Annotated in this window: 19 protein-coding genes and 1 pseudogene; 13 read left to right on the top strand and 7 right to left on the bottom strand. The window is 64.2% G+C overall.

From position 1 onward, the window contains the following. Nucleotides 1-116 precede the first annotated feature (116 nt). From MTX23_RS23265 to MTX23_RS23255, 3 genes are read left to right on the top strand one after another with little or no spacing between them, the layout of a single operon-like run. Entirely contained in the window at nt 117-1,925 is a 1,809-nt protein-coding gene (locus MTX23_RS23265; protein ID WP_280972515.1) for a flagellar hook-basal body complex protein, read from the top strand. Between the two features lie 44 nt (nt 1,926-1,969). After that, the gene (gene flgK, locus MTX23_RS23260; RefSeq protein ID WP_280972514.1) at nt 1,970-3,847 is read left to right on the top strand and encodes a flagellar hook-associated protein FlgK; all 1,878 of its coding nucleotides are present in this window, start codon (nt 1,970-1,972) and stop codon (nt 3,845-3,847) included. 7 nt (nt 3,848-3,854) lie between these two features. Next, nucleotides 3,855-5,735: a flagellar protein gene (locus MTX23_RS23255; protein WP_280972513.1), complete on the top strand. Its 1,881-nt coding sequence runs from the start codon at nt 3,855-3,857 to the stop codon at nt 5,733-5,735. 75 nt (nt 5,736-5,810) lie between these two features. Here the strand turns inward: MTX23_RS23255 and flbT are convergent, their stop codons facing one another. Then, on the bottom strand, nt 5,811-6,242 hold the full coding sequence (gene flbT, locus MTX23_RS23250; RefSeq protein ID WP_280972512.1) for a flagellar biosynthesis repressor FlbT: 432 nt from the start codon (nt 6,240-6,242) through the stop codon (nt 5,811-5,813). Nucleotides 6,243-6,612: 370 nt separating this feature from the next. Here flbT and MTX23_RS23245 point away from each other — a divergent pair, with 370 nt between their 5' ends. The 3 genes from MTX23_RS23245 to MTX23_RS23235 all read left to right on the top strand — a co-directional run bounded on the left by MTX23_RS23245 (nt 6,613) and on the right by MTX23_RS23235 (nt 9,181). Beyond that, a complete protein-coding gene (locus MTX23_RS23245; protein ID WP_280972511.1) occupies nt 6,613-8,211 on the top strand; it encodes a flagellin in 1,599 nt (532 codons plus the stop codon). Between the two features lie 211 nt (nt 8,212-8,422). After that, nucleotides 8,423-8,788: a flagellar biosynthesis regulator FlaF gene (flaF, locus tag MTX23_RS23240; RefSeq protein ID WP_280972510.1), complete on the top strand. Its 366-nt coding sequence runs from the start codon at nt 8,423-8,425 to the stop codon at nt 8,786-8,788. Between the two features lie 27 nt (nt 8,789-8,815). Next, nucleotides 8,816-9,181 carry a hypothetical protein gene (locus MTX23_RS23235; RefSeq protein ID WP_280972509.1) on the top strand — a complete coding sequence of 122 codons (366 nt, stop codon included), beginning with the start codon at nt 8,816-8,818 and terminating at the stop codon, nt 9,179-9,181. Between the two features lie 18 nt (nt 9,182-9,199). On the opposite strand, the gene MTX23_RS23230 is transcribed toward MTX23_RS23235, so the two are convergent. Further along, a complete protein-coding gene (locus MTX23_RS23230) occupies nt 9,200-9,586 on the bottom strand; it encodes a flagellar protein FlaG (RefSeq protein WP_280972508.1) in 387 nt (128 codons plus the stop codon). Nucleotides 9,587-9,674: 88 nt separating this feature from the next. Between MTX23_RS23230 and MTX23_RS23225 the strand changes: the two are divergent. After that, a pseudogene (locus MTX23_RS23225) lies at nt 9,675-11,024 on the top strand (IS701 family transposase). Between the two features lie 173 nt (nt 11,025-11,197). Here MTX23_RS23225 and MTX23_RS23220 read toward each other — a convergent pair. From MTX23_RS23220 to MTX23_RS23210, 3 genes are read right to left on the bottom strand one after another with little or no spacing between them, the layout of a single operon-like run. Further along, complete coding sequence (locus MTX23_RS23220) at nt 11,198-11,692, bottom strand: hypothetical protein (protein ID WP_280972507.1); 495 nt, start codon at nt 11,690-11,692, stop codon at nt 11,198-11,200. Nucleotides 11,693-11,713: 21 nt separating this feature from the next. Then, complete coding sequence (flgJ, locus tag MTX23_RS23215; RefSeq protein WP_280978157.1) at nt 11,714-12,019, bottom strand: flagellar assembly peptidoglycan hydrolase FlgJ; 306 nt, start codon at nt 12,017-12,019, stop codon at nt 11,714-11,716. 50 nt (nt 12,020-12,069) lie between these two features. Next, nucleotides 12,070-13,122 carry a flagellar basal body P-ring protein FlgI gene (locus MTX23_RS23210; protein ID WP_280978156.1) on the bottom strand — a complete coding sequence of 351 codons (1,053 nt, stop codon included), beginning with the start codon at nt 13,120-13,122 and terminating at the stop codon, nt 12,070-12,072. 336 nt (nt 13,123-13,458) lie between these two features. On the opposite strand from MTX23_RS23210, the gene MTX23_RS23205 reads away from it, so the two are divergent. Then, nucleotides 13,459-13,872 (top strand): flagellar assembly protein FliX, encoded by a 414-nt coding sequence (locus MTX23_RS23205; protein ID WP_280972506.1) that lies wholly within the window; start codon nt 13,459-13,461, stop codon nt 13,870-13,872. 25 nt (nt 13,873-13,897) lie between these two features. Here the strand turns inward: MTX23_RS23205 and MTX23_RS23200 are convergent, their stop codons facing one another. Beyond that, on the bottom strand, nt 13,898-14,284 hold the full coding sequence (locus tag MTX23_RS23200; RefSeq protein ID WP_280972505.1) for a helix-turn-helix domain-containing protein: 387 nt from the start codon (nt 14,282-14,284) through the stop codon (nt 13,898-13,900). Nucleotides 14,285-14,389: 105 nt separating this feature from the next. Between MTX23_RS23200 and MTX23_RS23195 the strand changes: the two genes are divergently transcribed. The 5 genes from MTX23_RS23195 (at nt 14,390) to MTX23_RS23175 (ending at nt 18,766) form a co-directional block, all read left to right on the top strand. Next, on the top strand, nt 14,390-15,001 hold the full coding sequence (locus tag MTX23_RS23195; protein WP_280972504.1) for an NAD(P)-dependent oxidoreductase: 612 nt from the start codon (nt 14,390-14,392) through the stop codon (nt 14,999-15,001). A gap of 210 nt (nt 15,002-15,211) precedes the next feature. Then, nucleotides 15,212-15,577 carry an RNA polymerase-binding protein DksA gene (gene dksA, locus MTX23_RS23190; protein WP_197082755.1) on the top strand — a complete coding sequence of 122 codons (366 nt, stop codon included), beginning with the start codon at nt 15,212-15,214 and terminating at the stop codon, nt 15,575-15,577. Between the two features lie 255 nt (nt 15,578-15,832). Then, entirely contained in the window at nt 15,833-16,639 is an 807-nt protein-coding gene (locus tag MTX23_RS23185) for a phytanoyl-CoA dioxygenase (RefSeq protein WP_280972503.1), read from the top strand. A gap of 225 nt (nt 16,640-16,864) precedes the next feature. Next, nucleotides 16,865-17,893, top strand: a complete 1,029-nt coding sequence (locus MTX23_RS23180) for an aldehyde reductase (protein ID WP_280978155.1) — start codon at nt 16,865-16,867, stop codon at nt 17,891-17,893. An 87-nt stretch (nt 17,894-17,980) separates the two neighbouring features. Beyond that, entirely contained in the window at nt 17,981-18,766 is a 786-nt protein-coding gene (locus tag MTX23_RS23175; RefSeq protein WP_280972502.1) for a fumarylacetoacetate hydrolase family protein, read from the top strand. Between the two features lie 170 nt (nt 18,767-18,936). Here the strand turns inward: MTX23_RS23175 and MTX23_RS23170 are convergent, their stop codons facing one another. Then, complete coding sequence (locus tag MTX23_RS23170) at nt 18,937-19,668, bottom strand: carbonic anhydrase (protein ID WP_280972501.1); 732 nt, start codon at nt 19,666-19,668, stop codon at nt 18,937-18,939. Between the last annotated feature and the right edge of the window lie 427 nt (nt 19,669-20,095).

Below are 20,095 nucleotides of genomic sequence, written 5' to 3'. Positions count from 1 at the left end.
TCAAGCGCATGATTTTGTTACATTTTGTTTCCTGGCACGAGGCTTGCGACATGCTCCGCCGATGCGGCTGATCCTTCAATGACGAGTCGCCGGAATTTGAATTTGGAGAATATGTCATGGGTATCTTCGGCGCTCTCACCACCGCGGTCGGCGGCCTGCGCGCAGGGTCGTATGCGCTCGAAAACATCTCCGGCAACATCGCCAACTCGCAGACCACGGCGTTCAAACGCATCGACACCTCCTTTCTCGATCTCGTCCCGCAGACCGCGCTGACCGCGCAGCTCGCGGGCAGCGTCACCGCGCAGTCCCGCTCCACCAACACGGTGCAGGGCGACGTGCAGTCGGCGTCGGTCGCGACCTTCATGGCGATCAACGGCAACGGCTTCTTTGCAGTGCAGAAGCCCGGCAGCTTCACTGACGGCTCGCCGGTGTTCGACGGCGTCGACCGCTACACCCGCCGCGGCGACTTCCAGCTCAACAAGGACGGCTATCTGGTCAACGGCGCCGGCTATTATCTGGAGGGCGTGCCGATCGATCCGACCACCGGCAATCCTTCGGGCTCGTCGCCGCAGGTGCTACGGTTCAAGAACGATTTCCTGCCGGCGCAGCAGACCACCAAGATCGACTACCGCGCCAACCTCGCGTCCTACCCGCTGACGACCAAGCACGACACTTCGGTTCCGGGCTCCGAACTGATCCGGCCGGGCTCGTTCAGCTCCGGATACAACCCGCTGGTGCTGGGCACGCCCGCGGCGCCCTATACCGATGCCTCGACCACGGGCACGGTCCAGAACAACAAGGCGACGCCGTCGGTGCCGAACACCGGCAATACCGCGCTGTCGGGCACCGCCGGCACTGACTCGATCAACGCCAACTTCGTTGCCGGTGACACCATCACGGTTGACGGCACGGTCATCACCTTCGTCGCGTCAGGCGCTACCGGCAATCAGCTCAACGTCACCGACAACATCTCGACCCTGTTGCAAAAGATCGATTCGATCACCGGCACGGGCACCGCATCGTCGATCTCGGGCGGCTCGATCACCTTGCATTCGGGTACCTCGGCCGATCTCTCGATCACGAGCTCGAACTCCACCGCCTTCGCCGCGCTCGGCTTTGCCGGCGGCAAGGCGACCGCAACCCGTGGCGGCGGCGGCACAGTCGGCACCGGCCAGGTCATCGGCAACGACAACTCGACCTTCCTCGACCAAAGCGTCTCGGGCGGCGCGGTGACGGCCTACGACGTGTCGGGCGCGCCGGTGAATTTGCAGTTCCGCTGGGCCAAGACCGACAGTTCTTCGCTTGGCGCCGGGCATACCGATACCTGGAACCTGTTCTACCAGGTCAATCCCAATGCGACGGGCACCCAGGTCGCCTGGCAGAACGTCAACATCAACTTCACCTTCGGATCGAACGGTCAGATGTCGCCGCCGATCGCGTCGGTGACGCTCAACAATGCCGTCGTCAACGGCGTGTCGCTAGGCAGCCCGGTGATCAACTTCGGCAGCGGCGGCGTCACCCAGTTCGCCGACGCCAACGGCAACGTCCAGGTCAACCAGATCCAGCAGGACGGCTTCCCCGCCGGCCAGCTGCAATCGGTCAGCGTCTCCACCAACGGCCGCATCGTCGGCAACTACACCAACGGCCGCAACATCGATCTCGCCGAGATCTCGGTTGCGACCTTCAACGGCACCAACTTCCTGAAGCGTATCGACGGCGGCGCGTTCGAGGCGACCGACGAGTCGGGCGCCGCGCTGTTCGGCAAGGCCGGCACCATCGTCGGGTCCTCGCTCGAAAGCTCGAACACCGACATCGCCGACGAGTTCACCAAGCTGATCGTCACGCAGCAGGCCTATTCGGCGAACACCAAGGTCATCACCACCACCAACTCGATGGTGCAGGATCTGCTCAACGTGATGCGCTGATCGCGGCGATGATGCGCGGCATGAGTAAAGGCGAGTAGCAGATCATGGGTTTGAGCCAAGCCCTTTCCACCGCGATGTCGGGCCTGCGCGCCACGCAGGCCTCGCTGTCGCTGGTGTCGTCGAACGTCGCCAATTCGGAGACGCCCGGTTACACCAAGAAGACGCTGAACCAGGTCTCCGGCACCACCGGCGACTACGGATCGAGCGTTCTGATCAGCGGCGTCAACCGCCAGCTCGACGAGTTTCTGCAGACCCAGCTTCGCACCGAGACGTCAGGGGCGTCCTATGCCGACGTCCGCTCGACCTATCTCGCCAACCTGCAGAGCGTATACGGCAACCCCGACTCCACCGGCACGATCGAGGATACCTTCAACAAGCTTCTGACCGCGATCCAGGGCCTGTCGACCAGCCCGGATTCGCAGTCGGCGCGGATCGGCGTCGTCAATGCAGCGCAGGCCATGGCGCAGCAGCTCAACGCGACCTCGCAAGGGATTCAGAACCTGCGCGCCAACGCCGAAGCCGGCATCAATGACTCGGTCAATACGGCCAACAACGCCCTGACGCAGATCGCCCGTATCAACGTCCAGCTGCAGGCCGGCGGCCAGACCGACGCATCGACTGCGGCACTGCTCGATCAGCGCGACCAGTACGTCACGCAACTGTCGCAGTTGATGGACATCCGCACCGTCACCAACAGCCAGAACCAGGTGACCGTGTTCACCAATTCCGGCGTGCAGCTGGTCGGTACCGAGGCGGCGCAGCTCAGCTTCAACGCGCAGGGCACGATGACGCCCAACGCGCTGTACAATTCCGATCCGACCAAGAGCACGGTCGGTACCATCAGCATCACGTTCCCGCATGGCGGCAGCTACGACCTTGTGTCGACCAACTCGATCCGCTCCGGCAAGATCGCCGCCTATCTCGAGTTGCGCGACAACACCCTGGTGAAGGCGCAGGCGCAGATCGACCAGTTCGCGGCGTCGATGGCGAGCGCATTGTCGGACAAGACGACCGCGGGCACCGCGGCGTCGGCGGGGGCGCAGTCCGGTTACGACCTCGATCTCTCGGGGCTGCAGAGCGGCAACGTCATCCACGTCTCCTACAAGGACAACACCACCGGCGCCACGCACAACCTCTCGATCGTCCGTGTCGACGATCCGAGCGTGCTGCCGCTGAGCAACACCGCGACTGTCGATCCAAACGACGAGGTGCTCGGGATCGATTTCTCCGGCGGCATGAGCTCGGTGCTGTCGCAGCTCAACGGGGCGCTCGGCGCGACCGAGGGGCTGCAGTTTTCCAATCCGTCCGGATCGACCCTGCGCGTGCTCGACGATGGCGCTGCCAACCGTTCCGATGTGACGGCGGCGTCCGTCACCACGACGGTGACCTCGCTCACATCGGGCGATCCGCAGCTTCCGCTGTTCACCGACAATGGCGCGCCCTATACCGGCGCGATCACCGGGAGCGGCTCGCAGATGACCGGCCTTGCCGCCCGCATCAGCGTCAACAGCTCTCTCGTCGGGGATCCCTCGCGTACTGTCGTGTTCTCGACCAATCCGCCGACCGCGGCCGGCGACACCACGCGCGCCAACTTGCTGCTGTCGCAATTGTCGACGGCGTCCTACAGCTATTCGCCGCAGACCGGTCTCGGCACCAATAGCGCCCCGCTCACCGGCACACTGCTGAGCTTCGCGAGGCAATTCATCAGCCAGCAGGGCGAGGCGGCGACGGCGGCCAAGCAGCTCGCGGACGGGCAGGACGTCGTTCTCAATACGCTGCAGAGCAAGATGAATGCGACATCGGGCGTCAACATCGACGATGAGATGGCGCATCTGCTGGCGCTGCAAAATGCCTATTCCGCCAACGCGCGCGTGATGTCGTCCATCAAGCAGATGTACGACACGCTGATGCAGGCCATGTGAGGATCCAATGTCGATCGACGGCGTTAGCGGCAGGACCTCCTATATCGGGTCCACCATCCTCAATCTGCGCAGCCAGCTCAACGATCTGACGACGCAGCTCGCGACCGGCAGGGTCTCGACGACCTATGCAGGGCAGGGGCCGGACCGCGGCTTCGCGCTGAGCCTGCGGGCGCAGATCAGCAGCATCAGCGCGTTCTCCGACACCGCGTCCAACCTGAACACGCGCCTGAGCGTCGCCGATCTCGCCTTGCAGGGATTGAGCGACATCGGGACCCAGGTGAAGAGCGCGTCGACCACGGCGACGCTGACCCTCAACGACAAGGGCCAGACCTCGGGCCAGATCACGGCGCGGGCCGCCTTTTCCAATGCGGTCGCGATGCTGAACAGCCGGTCGGGTGACCGCTATCTGTTTTCAGGCCGCGCCATGGATACGCCGGCCACGGTGCCTGCCGACACCATGCTGAACGGCACCGCCACGCAGGCCGGTCTCACACAGCTTATCAACGAGCGCAAGCAGGCTGATCAGGGCACCAATAATATGGGCCGCCTGACGGTGTCGTCGCCGCCGGCGACCACGACCGTCACCAGCGTTGCCGAGGACGGCTCGGCCTTCGGCCTGAAGCTGCTGTCGGTGCAGTCGTCGCTGACCGGCGCCATCGTGACGCAACCGACCGGCACGCCGCGCACGGCCTCGGTCGATCTCGGCGCGGTCAATCCGAATGAAGGCGACACAATCAAGTTCAACTTCACGCTGCCCGACGGTACGACGGAAGCGATTGAACTCACCGCGACCAAGACGAACCCGCCGCCGGCAGGCTCGTTCCTGATCGGCGCCGACACCGCAGCGACGACCGCCAACCTGCAGTCGACGCTGACGTCGTCCATCAAGACGCTGAGCGACACGTCGCTTGTGGCGGCGTCGGCCATCGCGGCGTCGAACAATTTCTTCAATCCGGTGGCGACGGTGTCCGGCAGCGCGGTCAACAACCAGGCCACGCCGGCTGCGCCGATCACCGGGGCGACGGCCCTGTCGGGCGCGGCGGGCACGGACTCCCTCGCCACGAGCTTCGCGGCCGGCGACACCATCATGGTGAACGGCACGCCGATCACCTTCGTGGCCTCGGGCGCGACCGGCAATCAGGTCAACATCACCGACAGCGTTCAGACGCTGATGGCGAAGATCGACCAGATCACCGGCACCAAGAACCCGTCGACCATCATCAACGGTGCGATCACGCTGCACGGCGCCGACGGCGCGAACCTGTCGATTGCAAGCTCCAATCCGGCGGCGCTCGGTGCACTCGGCATCGCCAACAACACGACCGCGACTCCAGCGCCGCTGCGGGTCGGCGGTCCGCCCTTCAACACCGCGACAAGCTTGGTGGCGGGAACGCCTGCAAATACCGTGTACTGGTACACCGGCGAGAGCGGAACGGATTCGGCGCGCGGCACGGCGGTCGCGCAGGTCGACCAATCGATCACGGTGCAGTACGGCGCGCGCGCCAACGAGCAGGCGTTCCGCTATTTGCTGCAGAACGTCGCGGTCTATGCGGCGGTCACGACCAACGCCAGCAATCCGAATGCAGGCGCGCAGGTGACGGCGCTGGCGCAGCGCGTGACGGCGAACCTCGCTCCGCAGAACGGGCAGCAGCAGATCCAGGACGTTCAGGCCGAGTTCGCCGGAGCGCAGTCGGCGACCAAGGCGGCAACGGATCGCCAGACCCAGCTCAAGGGAATGGCGCAGACGATGCTCGACTCGATCGAGGGCGTGAACCAGGACGAGGTCGCGACCAAGATCCTGGCGCTGCAGACCAGCCTGCAGGCGTCGTACCAGACCACGTCGATGCTGTACCAGACGACGCTGCTGAAATATCTGCCGATCGGCTGATCGCGCGGCTTCGATTGCAAACATGAAAAAGGCCTCCGCGCGGAGGCCTTTTTGCTGTGGGGTCGAGGGGAGGGCTCAGGCGCTCTTGCGGGTGTCGTCCTGGGCGGATGCCTGCAGGTTTCGCGCGCTTTCGAGCAGCTTCTCTTCGTGCGCGATCAGCTTCTTGGATTCCTTCAGCGCGTGATAGAGGTCGCCGTTGAGGATGAAATTGTTGATGCCTTCGATGAACGGCCATGCGCTCGGCGTTGCGGTGATGATGTCGCGCACCAGGCTGAAATAGGTCGGGTGGTGCGCCATCGGATCCGGCGACAGATACATCAATTGCACTGCGAGGTAGATCAGCTTGGCCGGCGTATCCGCGGTCTCGGGCGTCAGGATGTCCTTCTCGCGCAGGATCGGGATGCGGTCACCGTCGATCAGGAGACGCGCGCGCTGGTCGGTGTTGGTGATCACGCAATTGCCGACGATGATGCGCTCGCTCGGCTTGAGTTCGACCTTCAGGGCCATGCCCGTTCTCCTCTGTCGGCAGTCGCGCGGGACGTCGTTGCTGCAGATCGAAATTGAGTTCGGCACTGCTTAGCAAGTCGGCGTCGCAGCTTCTGGCCGATGCGACGGCGATCCTTTCCCATGATGGTTAACGATTGGTATACGCCGGCCAGGGCCGGGTCGACGTGCTGCGGAAATTCTTTGTCGTCTCAGTAGCTTTCCGGACGAACTTCATTCGGCCGCGATCATTTTACTCTCTTTCATTTGGCTTAAATGCCGGCGGGGAGATTTGGTTTTCTTTCGCGGCTTGTTTCGCACGATCGGCCATCCGCCCGATCAGAAAAGATCGGCGCGGTTTGTTCCCTCGGTTTCACACCAGAAAGGTATGAAAATGTCCGATCTTGTTCTCTCCGCTTCGGTTCGTCAGAACCTTCTCTCCCTCCAGTCGACCGCCGATCTGCTCGCCACCACGCAGAACCGCCTTGCCACCGGCAAGAAGGTCAATACCGCGCTCGACAATCCGACCAACTTCTTCACGGCGCAGTCGCTCGACAACCGCGCCAGCGACATCAACAACCTGCTCGACGGCATCAGCAACGGCGTGCAGGTGCTGCAGGCCGCCAACACCGGCATCACCTCGCTGCAGAAGCTGGTCGACAGCGCCAAGTCGGTCGCCAACCAGGCGCTGCAGGCCGCCGTCGGCTACTCCCAGAAGTCTTCGGTGTCGACCGCCGCGATCACCGGCGCGACGGCTGACAACCTGCTCGGCACGCCGACCTACAGCAACGCCCAGCTTACCGGCTCCGTCGTCAACAACAACCTGACGACGCCCGCGGCGATCACGTCGGCCACCAAGCTCGTCAGCGCGGCCAACTCCGACACCTTGGCGGCGACGCCGACCGGCGTCCTCACCGTCAACGGCAAGACGATCACATTCTCGACGGCGCAGACCACCTCGACCACCGACGCGTCCGGCAACGTCACCCTCGGCACCGGCGCGGGCAGCACGCTGACGGTCGGCGACCTGCTCACCGCGATCGACGGCATCACGGGGGCGACCACCGCCTCCTCCGTGTCGGGCGGCAAGCTCCAGATCAGCACCGGCACCGCCCAGGATCTCGTGATCTCCGGCACCGGCACCTCGCTGACCGCCTTCGGGCTCACCGCCGGCACCACCGCGCGCACCGCGACCACCCCGCTGGGTGGCCTGACCCTGACGATCGGCGCGACCGGCAACGGCACCGCCACCAACATCACCTTCGGCACCGGCGCGGGCCAGGTGAAGTCCCTCAACGACCTGAACACCGCGCTTGCGGCCAACAACCTGCAGGCCTCGCTCAGCTCGGCCGGTGCGCTCACCATCAGCACCACCAACGATGCCGCGTCGGCGACCATCGGCACGATCGGCGGCACGGCAGCCGGCGCCGGCAAGCTGTTCAACGGCCTGGCGGGCAGCGCTCCGGTGCAGGATCCGACCGCGCTGGCGAACCGCGCCAACCTGGTCGACCAGTACAACAACATCCTGGACCAGATCACCACGACGGCCCAGGACGCGTCGTACAACGGCATCAACCTGCTCAACGGCGATCAGCTCAAGCTGACCTTCAACGAGACCGGCTCCTCGACGCTGAAGATCCAGGGCGTGACCTTCAATGCCACAGGTCTCAACCTCACCAAGCTGACAGCCGGAACCGACTTCCTGGACAACGCGTCGGCCAACGCCACGCTGAAGACGCTCAACACCGCGAGCGGCCAGCTGCGCACCCAGGCGTCGACCCTCGGCTCGAACCTGTCGATCGTGCAGGTCCGTCAGGACTTCTCGAAGAACCTGATCAACGTGCTGCAGACCGGCTCGTCCAACCTGACGCTGGCCGACACCAATGAGGAAGCGGCGAACAGCCAGGCGTTGTCGACCCGCCAGTCGATCGCGGTGTCCGCGCTGGCGCTGGCCAACCAGAGCCAGCAGAGCGTTCTGCAGCTGCTCCGCTAAGCGCGGCCGCGACAGGCATCGATATGAAGGCGGCGGAGGAAACTCCGCCGTTTCTCTTTGTTTGCAGGTATTTCAATATCCGTCAGTGCCGCGAGAAAGGCGCATTTGGTAACGCTTGCTAACCATATTTAAAGGCGTTTCTGGCATAGAAAATGAGCAATCTCTTGCAGTCTCTGCGGTCCAAGAAATCCGCATCCATCGAGGTCATTGAATGTCGAATGCAGCCCAGGCCTACGCGCGCACGTCCGTAACGACTGCGTCTCCACGTGAAATCGAAGCGCAGGCGCTCTTGAAGGCCGCTCGGCAGCTGCAGGAAGTTCAAACCAACTGGACCGGACCCGGCAAGGAGATGGAGCAGGCGCTGCTGTTCAACCGCCGTCTGTGGTCGATCTTCATGAGCGCGGCGGAAGGCAATGACAATCCGCAGCCGCTCGAGATCCGGCAGAACATCGCCAATATCGGCGTGTTCGTGATGAAGCAGACGGTCGACATGCAGATGAATCCCGATCCGGCGAAGCTGAAGTCGCTGATCGACATCAACTGCCATCTCGCCGCCGGCCTGTCAGGCCGCGGCTGATCGGCCGGACTTCGACGGAGTTTCGGCATGGCCGACTTGATGAGCATCCTGTCGGCCAACTACAAGGCGGTCGGGCTGACCGTTCCGTCGAACACGCCCTATGTCGCGGTCGACCCGAAGCTCTATCAAGGCAGCTGGAGCGGCAAGTACGCCAACAACAAGTCGTTCAACATCACGATTTCGAACGTCTCGGGCTTTCGTGCCAAGGTTCATTATCAGAGCGACAGCACCAGTAAGTATCAGGACGTGCTGATCAAGGACGGCGGGTTCCGGATCGGCGATACCAAGTTCATGCTGGTCCAGTCGGGCACGGCGTTGATCAAGAACGTCGTCACTGATCCGGCGACCGGATCGACCTATCTCGACCAGGCCTACGCTACGCAGGCGACCTGACGGTCCGGTTCTCTCCGCCTAGACCTGACGATCGGTCGAACGCGCGCGGGTCGGCGCGTCCTTGCCGAGATCGAGGGTGTGGAAATAGGCGCGGCGGCGCAGCACCGCTTCTTCCGGAAACTGCCTGACCACCAGGTTGGTGCGATTGTCAACCACCTGATAGACCACGGCGGCGGCATCGCGGTCGATGGTGACCTGGTTCGTGAACGTGGCTGTCTGAGTGGAGGCCTGCGCATTGGCGGCATTCGCGTCGATCGTGACGCGTACGGTCGGTTCCGGAGCGGTGACGCTCTGGCTCGGCGGCAATTCGGTTGCAACGGCTTTCTGCGCCGTCTCGCTTGCCGGAGATGTGATCGGCGCCGCAACCGGAGCTCCCACCGGCTTGATGTTGAAATCCGTACTCATGGCAGCCTCTTAGTGCGCAGGCACTAGCACTACTTTGGCAGATTGTCGGTTTAGCCGCGCTTTATAGGATTCCCGAATCGATTTTTCAATGATTCATGGGTGGTCGGCTCTTGGAGGGCTGACCATGGCGGAATGGGAAGACGAACTCGAGCGTTGGCTGAAGCCGTTCTTGGACCGATTGGGTCACAAGACTCGGCAGCGGATGTGTCCGCTGTACGTTGCGGGATTGATCGGCCCTGGTGATCGCAAGAGCGTTCAGCCGATGGCTGAACGCCTTGCCACAGGCAACTACGATCAGCTGCACCATTTCATCGCCGATGGTGTTTGGGACGCATCACCACTGGAATCTGAGCTGCTCAACCAGGCGGACCGACTTGTCGGCGGCAAGGATGCGGTGCTGGTTATTGATGACACCTCACTGCCGAAGAAGGGCGAACGCTCGGTTGGTGTTGCAGCTCAATATGCGTCGGCTCTCGGCAAGACGGCAAATTGCCAAACGCTGGTGTCTTTGACGCTTGCGCGCGGCGAGGTGCCGGTGATGGTCGCGTTGCGTCTCTTTCTGCCTGACAGTTGGACAAGCAACGTGACTCGTTTAAAGCGCGCTCGCGTGCCTGTCGAACACCAAGCGCCACGGTCCAAGCCGGAAATTGCTTTGGCCGAGATTGATCGCGCGATAGTAGCCAACGTGCGCTTTGGGTGTGTACTGGCGGATGCGGGATACGGGCTCAGCGCACCATTTCGACAAGGGCTAACGGCACGCGGGCTACTTTGGGCCGTCGGCATCCCGCGGCACCTCAAGGTGTATCCGGTTGAGGTGAAGCTCGTTTGGCCGAATACCAAGGTTCGGGGCCGACCACGAAAGCACTACGTACCAGATGTCCTATCGATCGCGGCAGAACAAATGCTGCACGGCGCCAAGTGGAAAACCCTGAGTTGGCGGAGCGGGACGAAAGGTCGGCTGAAAGCCCGATTTGCTGCTGTCCGTATCCGCATCGCCGACGGGCCTCCGCAGCGGATATGGGATAAGGGTCAGCAGCATCTTCCGGGCGAGGAAGCCTGGCTCATTGGCGAGCAACGTGCCTCAGGGGAGAAGAAATACTATCTCGCCAATCTGCCCGCCGCGACAGACCTGCGCACATTAGCCGCCACCATCAAGGCACGATGGATTTGCGAACAGGCGCATCAGCAGTTGAAAGAAGAACTCGGGCTTGATCACTTCGAGGGGCGATCCTGGCAAGGTCTGCATCGTCACGCGCTCATGACCATGGTCGCTTACGCCTTCCTGCAGCATCGTCGCCTCGCACAAGCGGGGCGGAAAAAAAAGAATCAACGGACCTCCACCTCAGCCTAGCTTGCCGGCGGTACGCCAAGCCATCGTCGATCTCGTTCTTCGGCCGCCATCTCTGCGATGCCCACACTGCAGAAGACGGATCCGTAAAAAGCCCCGGCGAATAAATCTGCCAAAGTAGTGCTAGTTTGCTTGAGTCAAATCCCAACCCCTCGCGATCTGCAACTCTACGGGGAACCTCTCAATAGGCTGTTAGAGAACACGCTGAACGGGGCGCTGAGCCGCGTCAATCGAATTGAAGAAACTTGTAGCGATGCCGCGCGTCACAGCGAACGGCTGACGGCGATCGGCGTCATGTTGCGTGGGCCGGGCACCGCGCGCCGTCCGGCCGCGGTGTAGGTGTTGGGGACGTTGCGCCGCTGCACCTCGGCGTTGACGCCGCGCACGATCCCTTCGGACACCGCATGTGCAGTCGCAAGCACGGTCAGGTTCACCTGAAGCATGGCGCGGAACGTCTCATGATGCCGCCGCAACGTCGCCAGCAGCTCGGGCTCGGTCTGCGACAGCATCTTCTGCATGGATTTCAGATGCTCGACCGCCATCATGTAACGCCGCGACAATTCCGATTTCTGCGCCTCGAGCCGCATGCCCTCGCGCACCTTGCCGGCGCGGACGAGCTCGGTCTCCTGCTCGACGACGCCAAGCAGCGCGCCCATCACGTCGGTCAGCTCGTTGGCGAGCCGTGCGACATCGGGGGGCGTCGTCGCGGGCCGTGCGGCGGGGGTGGTCGCGGGCCGTTGCTGTGGACGCTGGTTCATCGCGCTTCTCCTTGAGGCGAATTAGCTGTGGTTGGCTTGCTGCAGGATCAGCGAGCGATACACTTCGCTCGAGATGCCGACACCGCCGGACTTGGCGAAGTTCTTGGCATATTGATCGGTCAGCATCGATCGCCACACGCCGGTGCCGACCGTATCGCCGAACGGGCCGTCACCCTTCAGGCCGCTCGTCATCTGCGAGAACATCGAGCTCAGGAACATCGACTCGAAATCGGTCGCGGTGGCTTTCGCCTTGGCCTGTGCCTGCGGCGATACTTTGGTGAGCGCCTCCTGCAGCACCGGATCGGGGCGCCCCTTGCGCAGCGGCATCGTCGTCTGCGTCGGCCTGCCGCCGGTGGCGCTGTTGATGAGACTGCCCATCACATCACCTCGATGTCGGCTTCGATCGCGCCGGCGGCCTTGATCGCCTGCAGGATGCTGATCAGGTCGCGCGGCCCGATGCCGAGGCCGTTGAGGCCGTCGACGAGCTGCTGCAGCGACACGCCGTTCTTCACGACGGCGAACTTCTTGCCGTCCTCGGTGACCTGGACATTGGTGCGCGGCGTCACCACGGTTCGTCCGCGCGACAGCGGATTGGGCTGGCTGACCTGCGGACTTTCCGAGATCGTGACGGTGAGATTGCCTTGCGCGACCGCGACGGTGGCGACGCGGACATCGCGGCCCATCACGATGATGCCGGAGCGTTCGTCGATCACGATCTTGGCTGCAAGGTCCGGTTCGACCTGCAACTGCTCGATCTCGGTCAGGAAGGCGACGACGTTGCCCTTGAACTCCGGCGGGATCGAGAGCTGCACGGTGGAGGGATCGAGCGGCTCGGCAGTCTTGACGCCGAGATAATCGTTGACCGCGGCGGCGATCCGCTTGGCGGTGGTGAAGTCGGCGTTGCGCAGCGCGAGACGCACATTGGGCAGCCGGTTGAGTGCGAACTCGATCTCGCGCTCGATAATGGCGCCGTTGGCGATGCGGCCGACGGTCGGCACGCCGCGCACGATCTTGGCGGCCTCGCCTTCGGCCTGGAAGCCGGAGATCGCGAGCGTGCCCTGCGCGACCGCGTAGACATTGCCGTCGGCGCCGAGCAGGGGGGTGACGAGCAGGGTGCCACCCCGCAGATCCTTGGCGTCGCCGAGCGCGGAGACGGTGACGTCCATGCGCGTGCCCTGGGTGCCGAACGGCGGCAGATTGCCGGTCACCATCACAGCCGCGACGTTGCCGGTGCGGATGGTGGCGCCGCGGATATTGACGCCCATGCGTTCGAGCATCGCCTGCAGCGACTGCTTGGTGAAGGGGATGTTGTTGAGGGTGTCGCCGGTGCCGTTGAGGCCGACCACGAGGCCATAGCCGATCAGCTGATTCTGGCGCACGCCTTCGATATTGGCGAGGTCCTTGATCCGCGATGTCGCGGCGGCGGGCATGACCGAGCCCGCCAGCGCCAGCAACGCGGCGCAGGCCAATCCAAATAATCTTACGTTGCGGATGCCAGGCATCCCGGTGCTCCCCACAAGCTTACTGGCGGATCACGCGACACTCCCATGACGGCGATCCGCCATTAACCATGCCAGCTCCGTGCCATGTCGTTTCATCGATGCAATCTATTGATATGTTTATCGAAATTATCGGCGCGCTGTTCTTCCCAGGTTTGGCAGCCCGCGCGAAACTGCCGCGCGGCGGCAGAAATTGCCGGGTCGTTTACGCGACGTTAACCATAAGGCTGTGATGCTCGCGCCATTCAGGCCTGCGGGATCATCACGATGCGCATCTACGGACCGAACGGCACGACGCTTGGCACGTCCTCCAGCTCTACGCGCCGGATCTCGTCGAGCGGCTTCGCACTGCCGGACACGACGTCGGTTCCGGACGAGGTCCGCTCTATCGTCGCGCCGAAGGCCGCGACCAGCCTCGACGCGCTGCTGGCGCTGCAAGGCGTGGAAGACCCGACCGAACGCCGCAAGCGCTCGGTCGCCCGCGGCAGGGGCGCGCTTGACGTGCTCGACGACCTCAAGCTCGGGCTGCTCTCCGGCAGCTTCGATTCCTCCACGGTCAGCCGGCTGCGCAATGCGGCGGCCAGCCTGAAGGAATCCTCGGGCGATTCCGGCCTCGACGCCGTGCTGGGCGAGATCGAGCTGCGCGTCGAAGTCGAACTCGCCAAGGCCGGTCACTACTAGTCCCTCCGCCATCCGCCAACGCGTCTCACGCCGCCAGCGTCTTGCGCTGCGCGTCGTAGCGGCGCTGCGCCGCCAGCACCTCCTTCAGATTCTGCTCGGCCCAGTCGCGCAACGGATCGACCGCACCGGCCAGCGTCAGCCCGAGTGGCGTGATCGAATACTCCACCGTGACCGGAACGGTTGCGATCGCGCGGCGCCGCAGCAGCCCGTCGCGCTCCAGGCTCTTCAGCACCTGCGACAGCATCTTCTGCGAAATGCCTTCGATCGCGCGGCGGAGCTGGTTGAACCGCATCGGCTCGTCGCGCAGCAGCAGCAGGATCAGCACCGCCCATTTGTCGCCGATCCGGTCGAGGATCTGGCGCGTCGGGCAATTGGCGGAATAGGCGTCCGGTTTCAGGCTGGCGGCTTTCATCGCGGTTACTCCGGCGTAATCAGGTGACACATAAGTGCGTTCTTCACAGCTACATGCATTTGGCTATCTAGTCACCATTGGAAACCATATGATCGGAGACCTCTGATGAAGATCGCCATTGCCGGCGCATCCGGCCGGGCCGGTTCGCGCATCACCGCGGAACTGGCCCGCCGCGGCCACAGCATCACCGCCATCGCCCGCAATCCCGAGAAGATCGCCGAGCTACCCAACGTCACCGCCAGGAAGGGCGACGTCCATGACCAAGCCGGGCTGGCCTCGCTCTGGGCCGGCCACGACGCCGCGATCAGCGCGGTGCATTTCCTGGCGAGCGACCCGGCCAAGCTGATCGGGGCGGCCAAGCAGTCCAGGGTCGGCCGCTATCTGGTGGTTGGCGGGGCGGGCAGCCTCGAAGTGGCGCCGGGCGTCCGGCTGGTGACGACCCCGAACTTCCCGGCCCAGTACAAGGCCGAGGCGCAAAAGGGCGCTGAGTTCCTCGATCTCTTGCGGCAGGAGAAGGAACTCAACTGGACCTTCCTGTCGCCCTCGGCGCTGTTCGTGGACGGCGAGCGGACCGGCAAGTTCCGTCTCGGGACCGACCAGCTTCTGACCGCCGCCGACGGGAAAAGCTGGATCTCGTTCGAGGATTTCGCAGTTGCACTCGCCGACGAAATCGAGCGCCTGGCACACGTCCGGAGCCGCTTCACTGTCGGCTACTGAGGGGGCAGGGTGACCCCCGGCCGTGCCGGATAAGTTTGCCTGTGCAAGGCCTTGGGGGCGGCTCCGCTTTGGCGGTGGCAGATATTGTCTGTCACCTGTCGTGGCTATATAAGGCGCCGCGCGGAGGGGAGGTGTTCCCTTCGCCTCACAGGGACATGGCTGCCTTTGGAAAAGCTGAAGAACTACCGGCCGACTGAAAAAGAGCCTTTCATGAATGAGCGGCAGCGCGAATATTTCCGCGCCAAGCTGCTGGCCTGGAAGGACGAGATCCTCCGCGAATCGAAGATCACGCTGCAAACGCTCCAGGAAGAGAACGTCAATCATCCCGACCTGGCCGACCGCGCGTCCTCGGAAACCGACCGTGCGATCGAGCTCCGCGCCCGCGACCGTCAGCGCAAGCTGATCTCCAAGATCGACGCTGCGCTCCAGCGCATCGAAGACAACACCTACGGCTATTGCGAAGAGACCGGCGAGCCGATCTCGCTCAAGCGGCTCGAAGCCCGCCCGATCGCAACGCTGTCGGTGGAGGCGCAGGAACGCCACGAGAAGCGCGAGAAGGTCTATCGCGACGAGTAGTGGCGGCGAACCGCCACGCATTGCTTCCGGCGCGCACCGGTTGTAGGTTCGCGCCGTCATGATGACACGCACTCTCAACATCGCTTCGGCGTTTTTCCTGGGCTGATCCCGCTTCCATCGAGAAGCACGCTTCCTCTCGGAAGCGCTGGTCGGTCCCGCGGGCTTCGCCTGGCGGGATTCCAGTGAAGCGAATGAGCCGGCCAGGCTCCGCGTATCGCGGACCATCGATGGCAGGCGACAGCTTGAGAGACAATCATGAACGATCGAGACGACGCGCGTGCGCTGAACGACGCGCAAATCGCGCAATTCATCGAACGGGGTTTTGTCAGGATCGACAATGCCTTCCCGCGGGAACTTGCCGAACAAGATCAGGCCATCATGTGGCGCGACCTGCCGTGCAGTGAGAACGATCCCTCGACCTGGACGCAGCCGGTGATCCGGCAGCCCGGATATGGCGGCGAGCCGTTCCGGCAGGCGATCAACACGCCGCTGCTGCATCGGGCCTTCGACCAGATCGCCGGTCCGGGCCGCTGGAGTCCGCGCGACAACATCGGAACTTTTCCGGTGCGCTTCCCGCATCCGGACGATCCCGGCGGCGCCGGCTGGCACGTCGACGTCAGCTTTCCCGGCGACGACTGCGATCCGAACGAGCGGCACGACTTCTCCGCCTGGCGGGTCAACGTCGTCTCGCGCGGCCGGGCGCTGTTGATGCCGTTCCTGTTTTCCGATGTCGGCGAAGACGACGCGCCGACGCGGATCAGGGTCGGCTCGCATCTCCCGATGGCCCGTTATCTGGCGCCGGCCGGCGCAGCCGGACGCGCGCGCATGAGGCTCGACAAGATCGGCGCCGATTGCGAGATCGCGCTGGCGACGGGCGCAGCGGGCACGGTCTATCTGTGTCATCCCTTCCTCGTGCATGCCGCGCAGAAGCATCGGGGCAGAAGGCCGCGCTTCATGGGGCAGCCGTCGCTGGGCGCGGGCGAGCATTACCGGCTCGAGCGCGGCGACGGCGCCTATTCGCCGGTCGAGATCGCGATCCGGCGGGCGCTGGGGATGGGCTGAGGCACGATCGCGATTGATTGAAGCGGTCCGCCCGCAAACAAGGTCCGCCTCTCCCGCTTGCGGGGGAGGCCGGATCGCATCTTTAGATGCGATCCGGGTGGGGGCTCTCTCCTCGATATGACTCGTGGAGACACGCCCCGTCATGACGATGTGGAGATGTCGATGCCAACATCGCCGACGGCGCGATACTGCGCCGCCGCCGAACCCTTGGAGAAGGGCGACACTATGAGCACGGTTTTGGTCACGGGCGGATCGGGGTTCATCGGCGCGTATGTGATCATGCAGCTTCTTGCCGCCGGGCACGAGGTGCGGACCACGGTGCGCAATCCGGATCGCGACAAGGATGTGCTCGCGATGCTGCGCGCCGGCGGCGCGTCCGCGCCTGACAAGGTCGGCTTCGTCACCGCCGATCTGCTGCGCGACGACGGCTGGCAGGAGGCTGCGGCCGGTTGCGATTACGTGGTGCATGTGGCCTCGCCGCTGCTGACCCATGTGCCGGACGACGAGAACGAACTGATCATCCCGGCGCGTGAAGGGACCCTGCGCGTGCTGCGCGCGGCGCGCGACGCCGGTGTCAAGCGCGTCGTCGTGACGTCGTCGTTTGCCGCGATCGGCTACGGGCATCCGCCACGATCGACGCCGTTCGACGAGACGGTCTGGACTAATCTCGATGGCGACGAGGTGCAGGCCTATCCGAAATCCAAGACGCTGGCCGAGCGCGCGGCCTGGGATTTCATCGCCCGCGAAGGCGGCGGCCTCGAGCTTGCCGTCGTCAATCCGACCGCCGTGTTCGGACCGGTGCTCGGTCCCGACTTCTCCGGCTCGATCGGCATCGTCAAGGCGCTGCTCGACGGCGCGATGCCGGCGGTGCCGCGTATCTATTTCGGCCTGGTCGACGTGCGCGACGTCGCCGACCTGCATCTGCGCGCCATGAACTCGCCCAAGGCCAGGGGCGAGCGCTTCCTTGCGGTCGCCGGCGAGACCATGTCGGTGCTGCAGATTGCCCGCGTGCTGCGCCAAAAACTCGGCAGCCGGGCGCGGCGGGTGCCGCGGTTCCAGGCGCCGGACTGGCTGATGCGGCTTGCGGCACGGCGCAATCCGCTGGCCCGCGCGGCGCTGCCGCTGCTCGGCAAGGTCAGTCAAGCGACCAGTGCGAAGGCGCAAAACGTGCTCGGCTGGCGCCCGCGCGGCAACGAGGAGATGATCGTCGCGACCGCCGAAAGCCTGATCAGGCTCGGCCTGGTCAGGACGTGACTGTGCGCGCCGGCCGATGCGCTTGCCATACTCTTCCCCGAGTGCTGAATTGCCCCGAGCAGACAGAACAATAGGGAGGCTGCGCCGATGGACAGGATCCTTGCGGCCGCAAAAGCGATCGCCACCGCCCGCCGCAGCCGCGCGCCGCTGAAGGCATTGCCGAAAGACGTCGTGCCGCGCGACGAAGCCGAAGGCTATCGCGTGCAGCGGGCGGTACACGATCTGCTGCGCGGACAGGCCGGCAGCCTCGTCGGCTACAAGATCGGCTGCACCAGCGCGGTGATGCAGGAATACATCAACATCCCGCATCCCTGCGGCGGCGGCGTGTTCGAGAAGGTCGTGCATGACAGCGGCGTGCGATTGCCGGCGACCGACTATGTCCATGTTGGCGTCGAATGCGAGATCGCGGTGAGATTGGCGCGCAATCTCGCGGCAAGCGAGGCGCCGTTCACCGCCGAATGGGTCGCAGAGGCGATCGAGGCGTACTGTCCGGCGATCGAGATCGTCGACGACCGCTATGTGAAGTGGGAGACGCTGGGCGCGCCAACGCTGATCGCCGACGACTTCTTCGCCGCCGGCTGCGTGCTCGGAGAGGCGGTGCCGCGCATCGCAGGACTCGATCTGCTGCGCGTCACGGGACGCGCGATCGTCAACGGCAAGGAGGAGGGACGCGGCACCGGCGCCGACGTGCTCGGCCATCCCCACAACGCGCTGGCCTGGCTGGCCAATCATCTCGCGGCCGAGGGCAAGGGCCTGCATGCAGGCCAGATCGTGCTGACCGGTAGCCTAGTGAAGACGGTCTGGCTGAAAGCCGGCGACACTGTCGTGATGGAGCTCGATGGACTCGGCACGGTCGAGGCCACGTTCACGTAAAGTAACTTTGTCGTCATTACGAGCGGAGCGAAGCAATCCATGCTTCAGCGCCGGGAAAAATGGACGCCTTCGCCAAGGCTTCGGCGGACAAGTCGTCGCGGAGCCTGTCATCGGGCGCGCGTTCGCGCGACCCGTTGGCTCCTCGCAGTGACGGTTGCTACCGGACTCATTCATACGATCAATTCGACCTTGCCGTCGCCGAGCCGATAGATGCCGCCGACTACCTTGAGCTTGCCCTGATCGACCGCGGCACTGAGGATCGGCGTCGCCGACTTGAGCTTGGTGATGTTGTCGATGACGTTCTGCCGGATCGCGTTCGCAAGGAGGTCGCCGGGCTTGCCTTCGCTTGCCTTCACCGCGGGCGAGATTGCCTTGACCAGCGCAGGCAAATGGCCGGGCAGGGTGGTGTTGTCCTTCAGCGATTTGATGGTCGCGTCCACCGCGCCGCAACTGTCGTGGCCGAGCACCATGAACAGCGGCACGTTGAGCGCAGACACCGCATATTCCAGGCTCGCGACCTCCTCGTCGCTGGCAAAATTGCCGGCGACGCGGCAGACGAACAGGTCGCCACGGCCGCTGTCGAAGGCGTATTCCGGCGCGACGCGCGAGTCGGCGCAGCTCAGGATGCCGGCAAAGGGGTTTTGACCGCCGGCCAGCGCCTCGCGCTCATGCTTGAAATCGTGGCGGCGCGAGACGCCTTCGACATAGCGGGCGTTGCCTTTCATCAGCCGGTCGAGCGCCGCGTCCGGCGACACCACGTTTTGCGGCTTCGGCGGCGGCTTGGTCTCCTTGGCGAACACGGGCGACGCGAAGGCAAGGCTGGCGGCGATGCCGCCGGCTGCGGCGATGAAGCGGCGCCGCGAGGTCAGCGTGAGAGCAGGGGAATCGCAGAGCTGGCACATGAAGGTTCTCCATGATGACGGCGAAGGCGACATCGCTGACGGTTTATGTCATTGCCGGCGAAGCGAGGCAATCCACGCTTCGTTTGCACGGTCTCACCGCCGTCATTGCGAGGAGCGATAGCGACGACTTGTCCGCCGAAGGCGGAAGCAATCCATCGCCCCGCCGTCATACCCCGCGCACGCGGGGTATCCAGTACGCTGCGGCCTCTCGGATCAATCACTGCTGCCCCTGGAATACCGGATCGCCCGCTTTCGCGGGCGATGACAGTCGTGGAGATATGGCCTCGCGTTCTCGCGACATGATTTGTCCGAGTTTTGCTCCTCGTTCCGCCCTCTCATCAAGCAGAGGGCGCAGGGAAAGCCGGGTGCCGATCGCACCCATGGGTCCCGAGCAAATGGAAAGCTCGGGAGGTAGGACCACAGGTGA

The organism is Bradyrhizobium sp. ISRA436 (assembly GCF_029910015.1).
In the GTDB taxonomy this organism is placed as follows: Bacteria; Pseudomonadota; Alphaproteobacteria; order Rhizobiales; family Xanthobacteraceae; genus Bradyrhizobium.
Note: the sequence above shows the minus strand (reverse complement) of the source record. Positions and strands in the feature narration are given on the sequence as shown.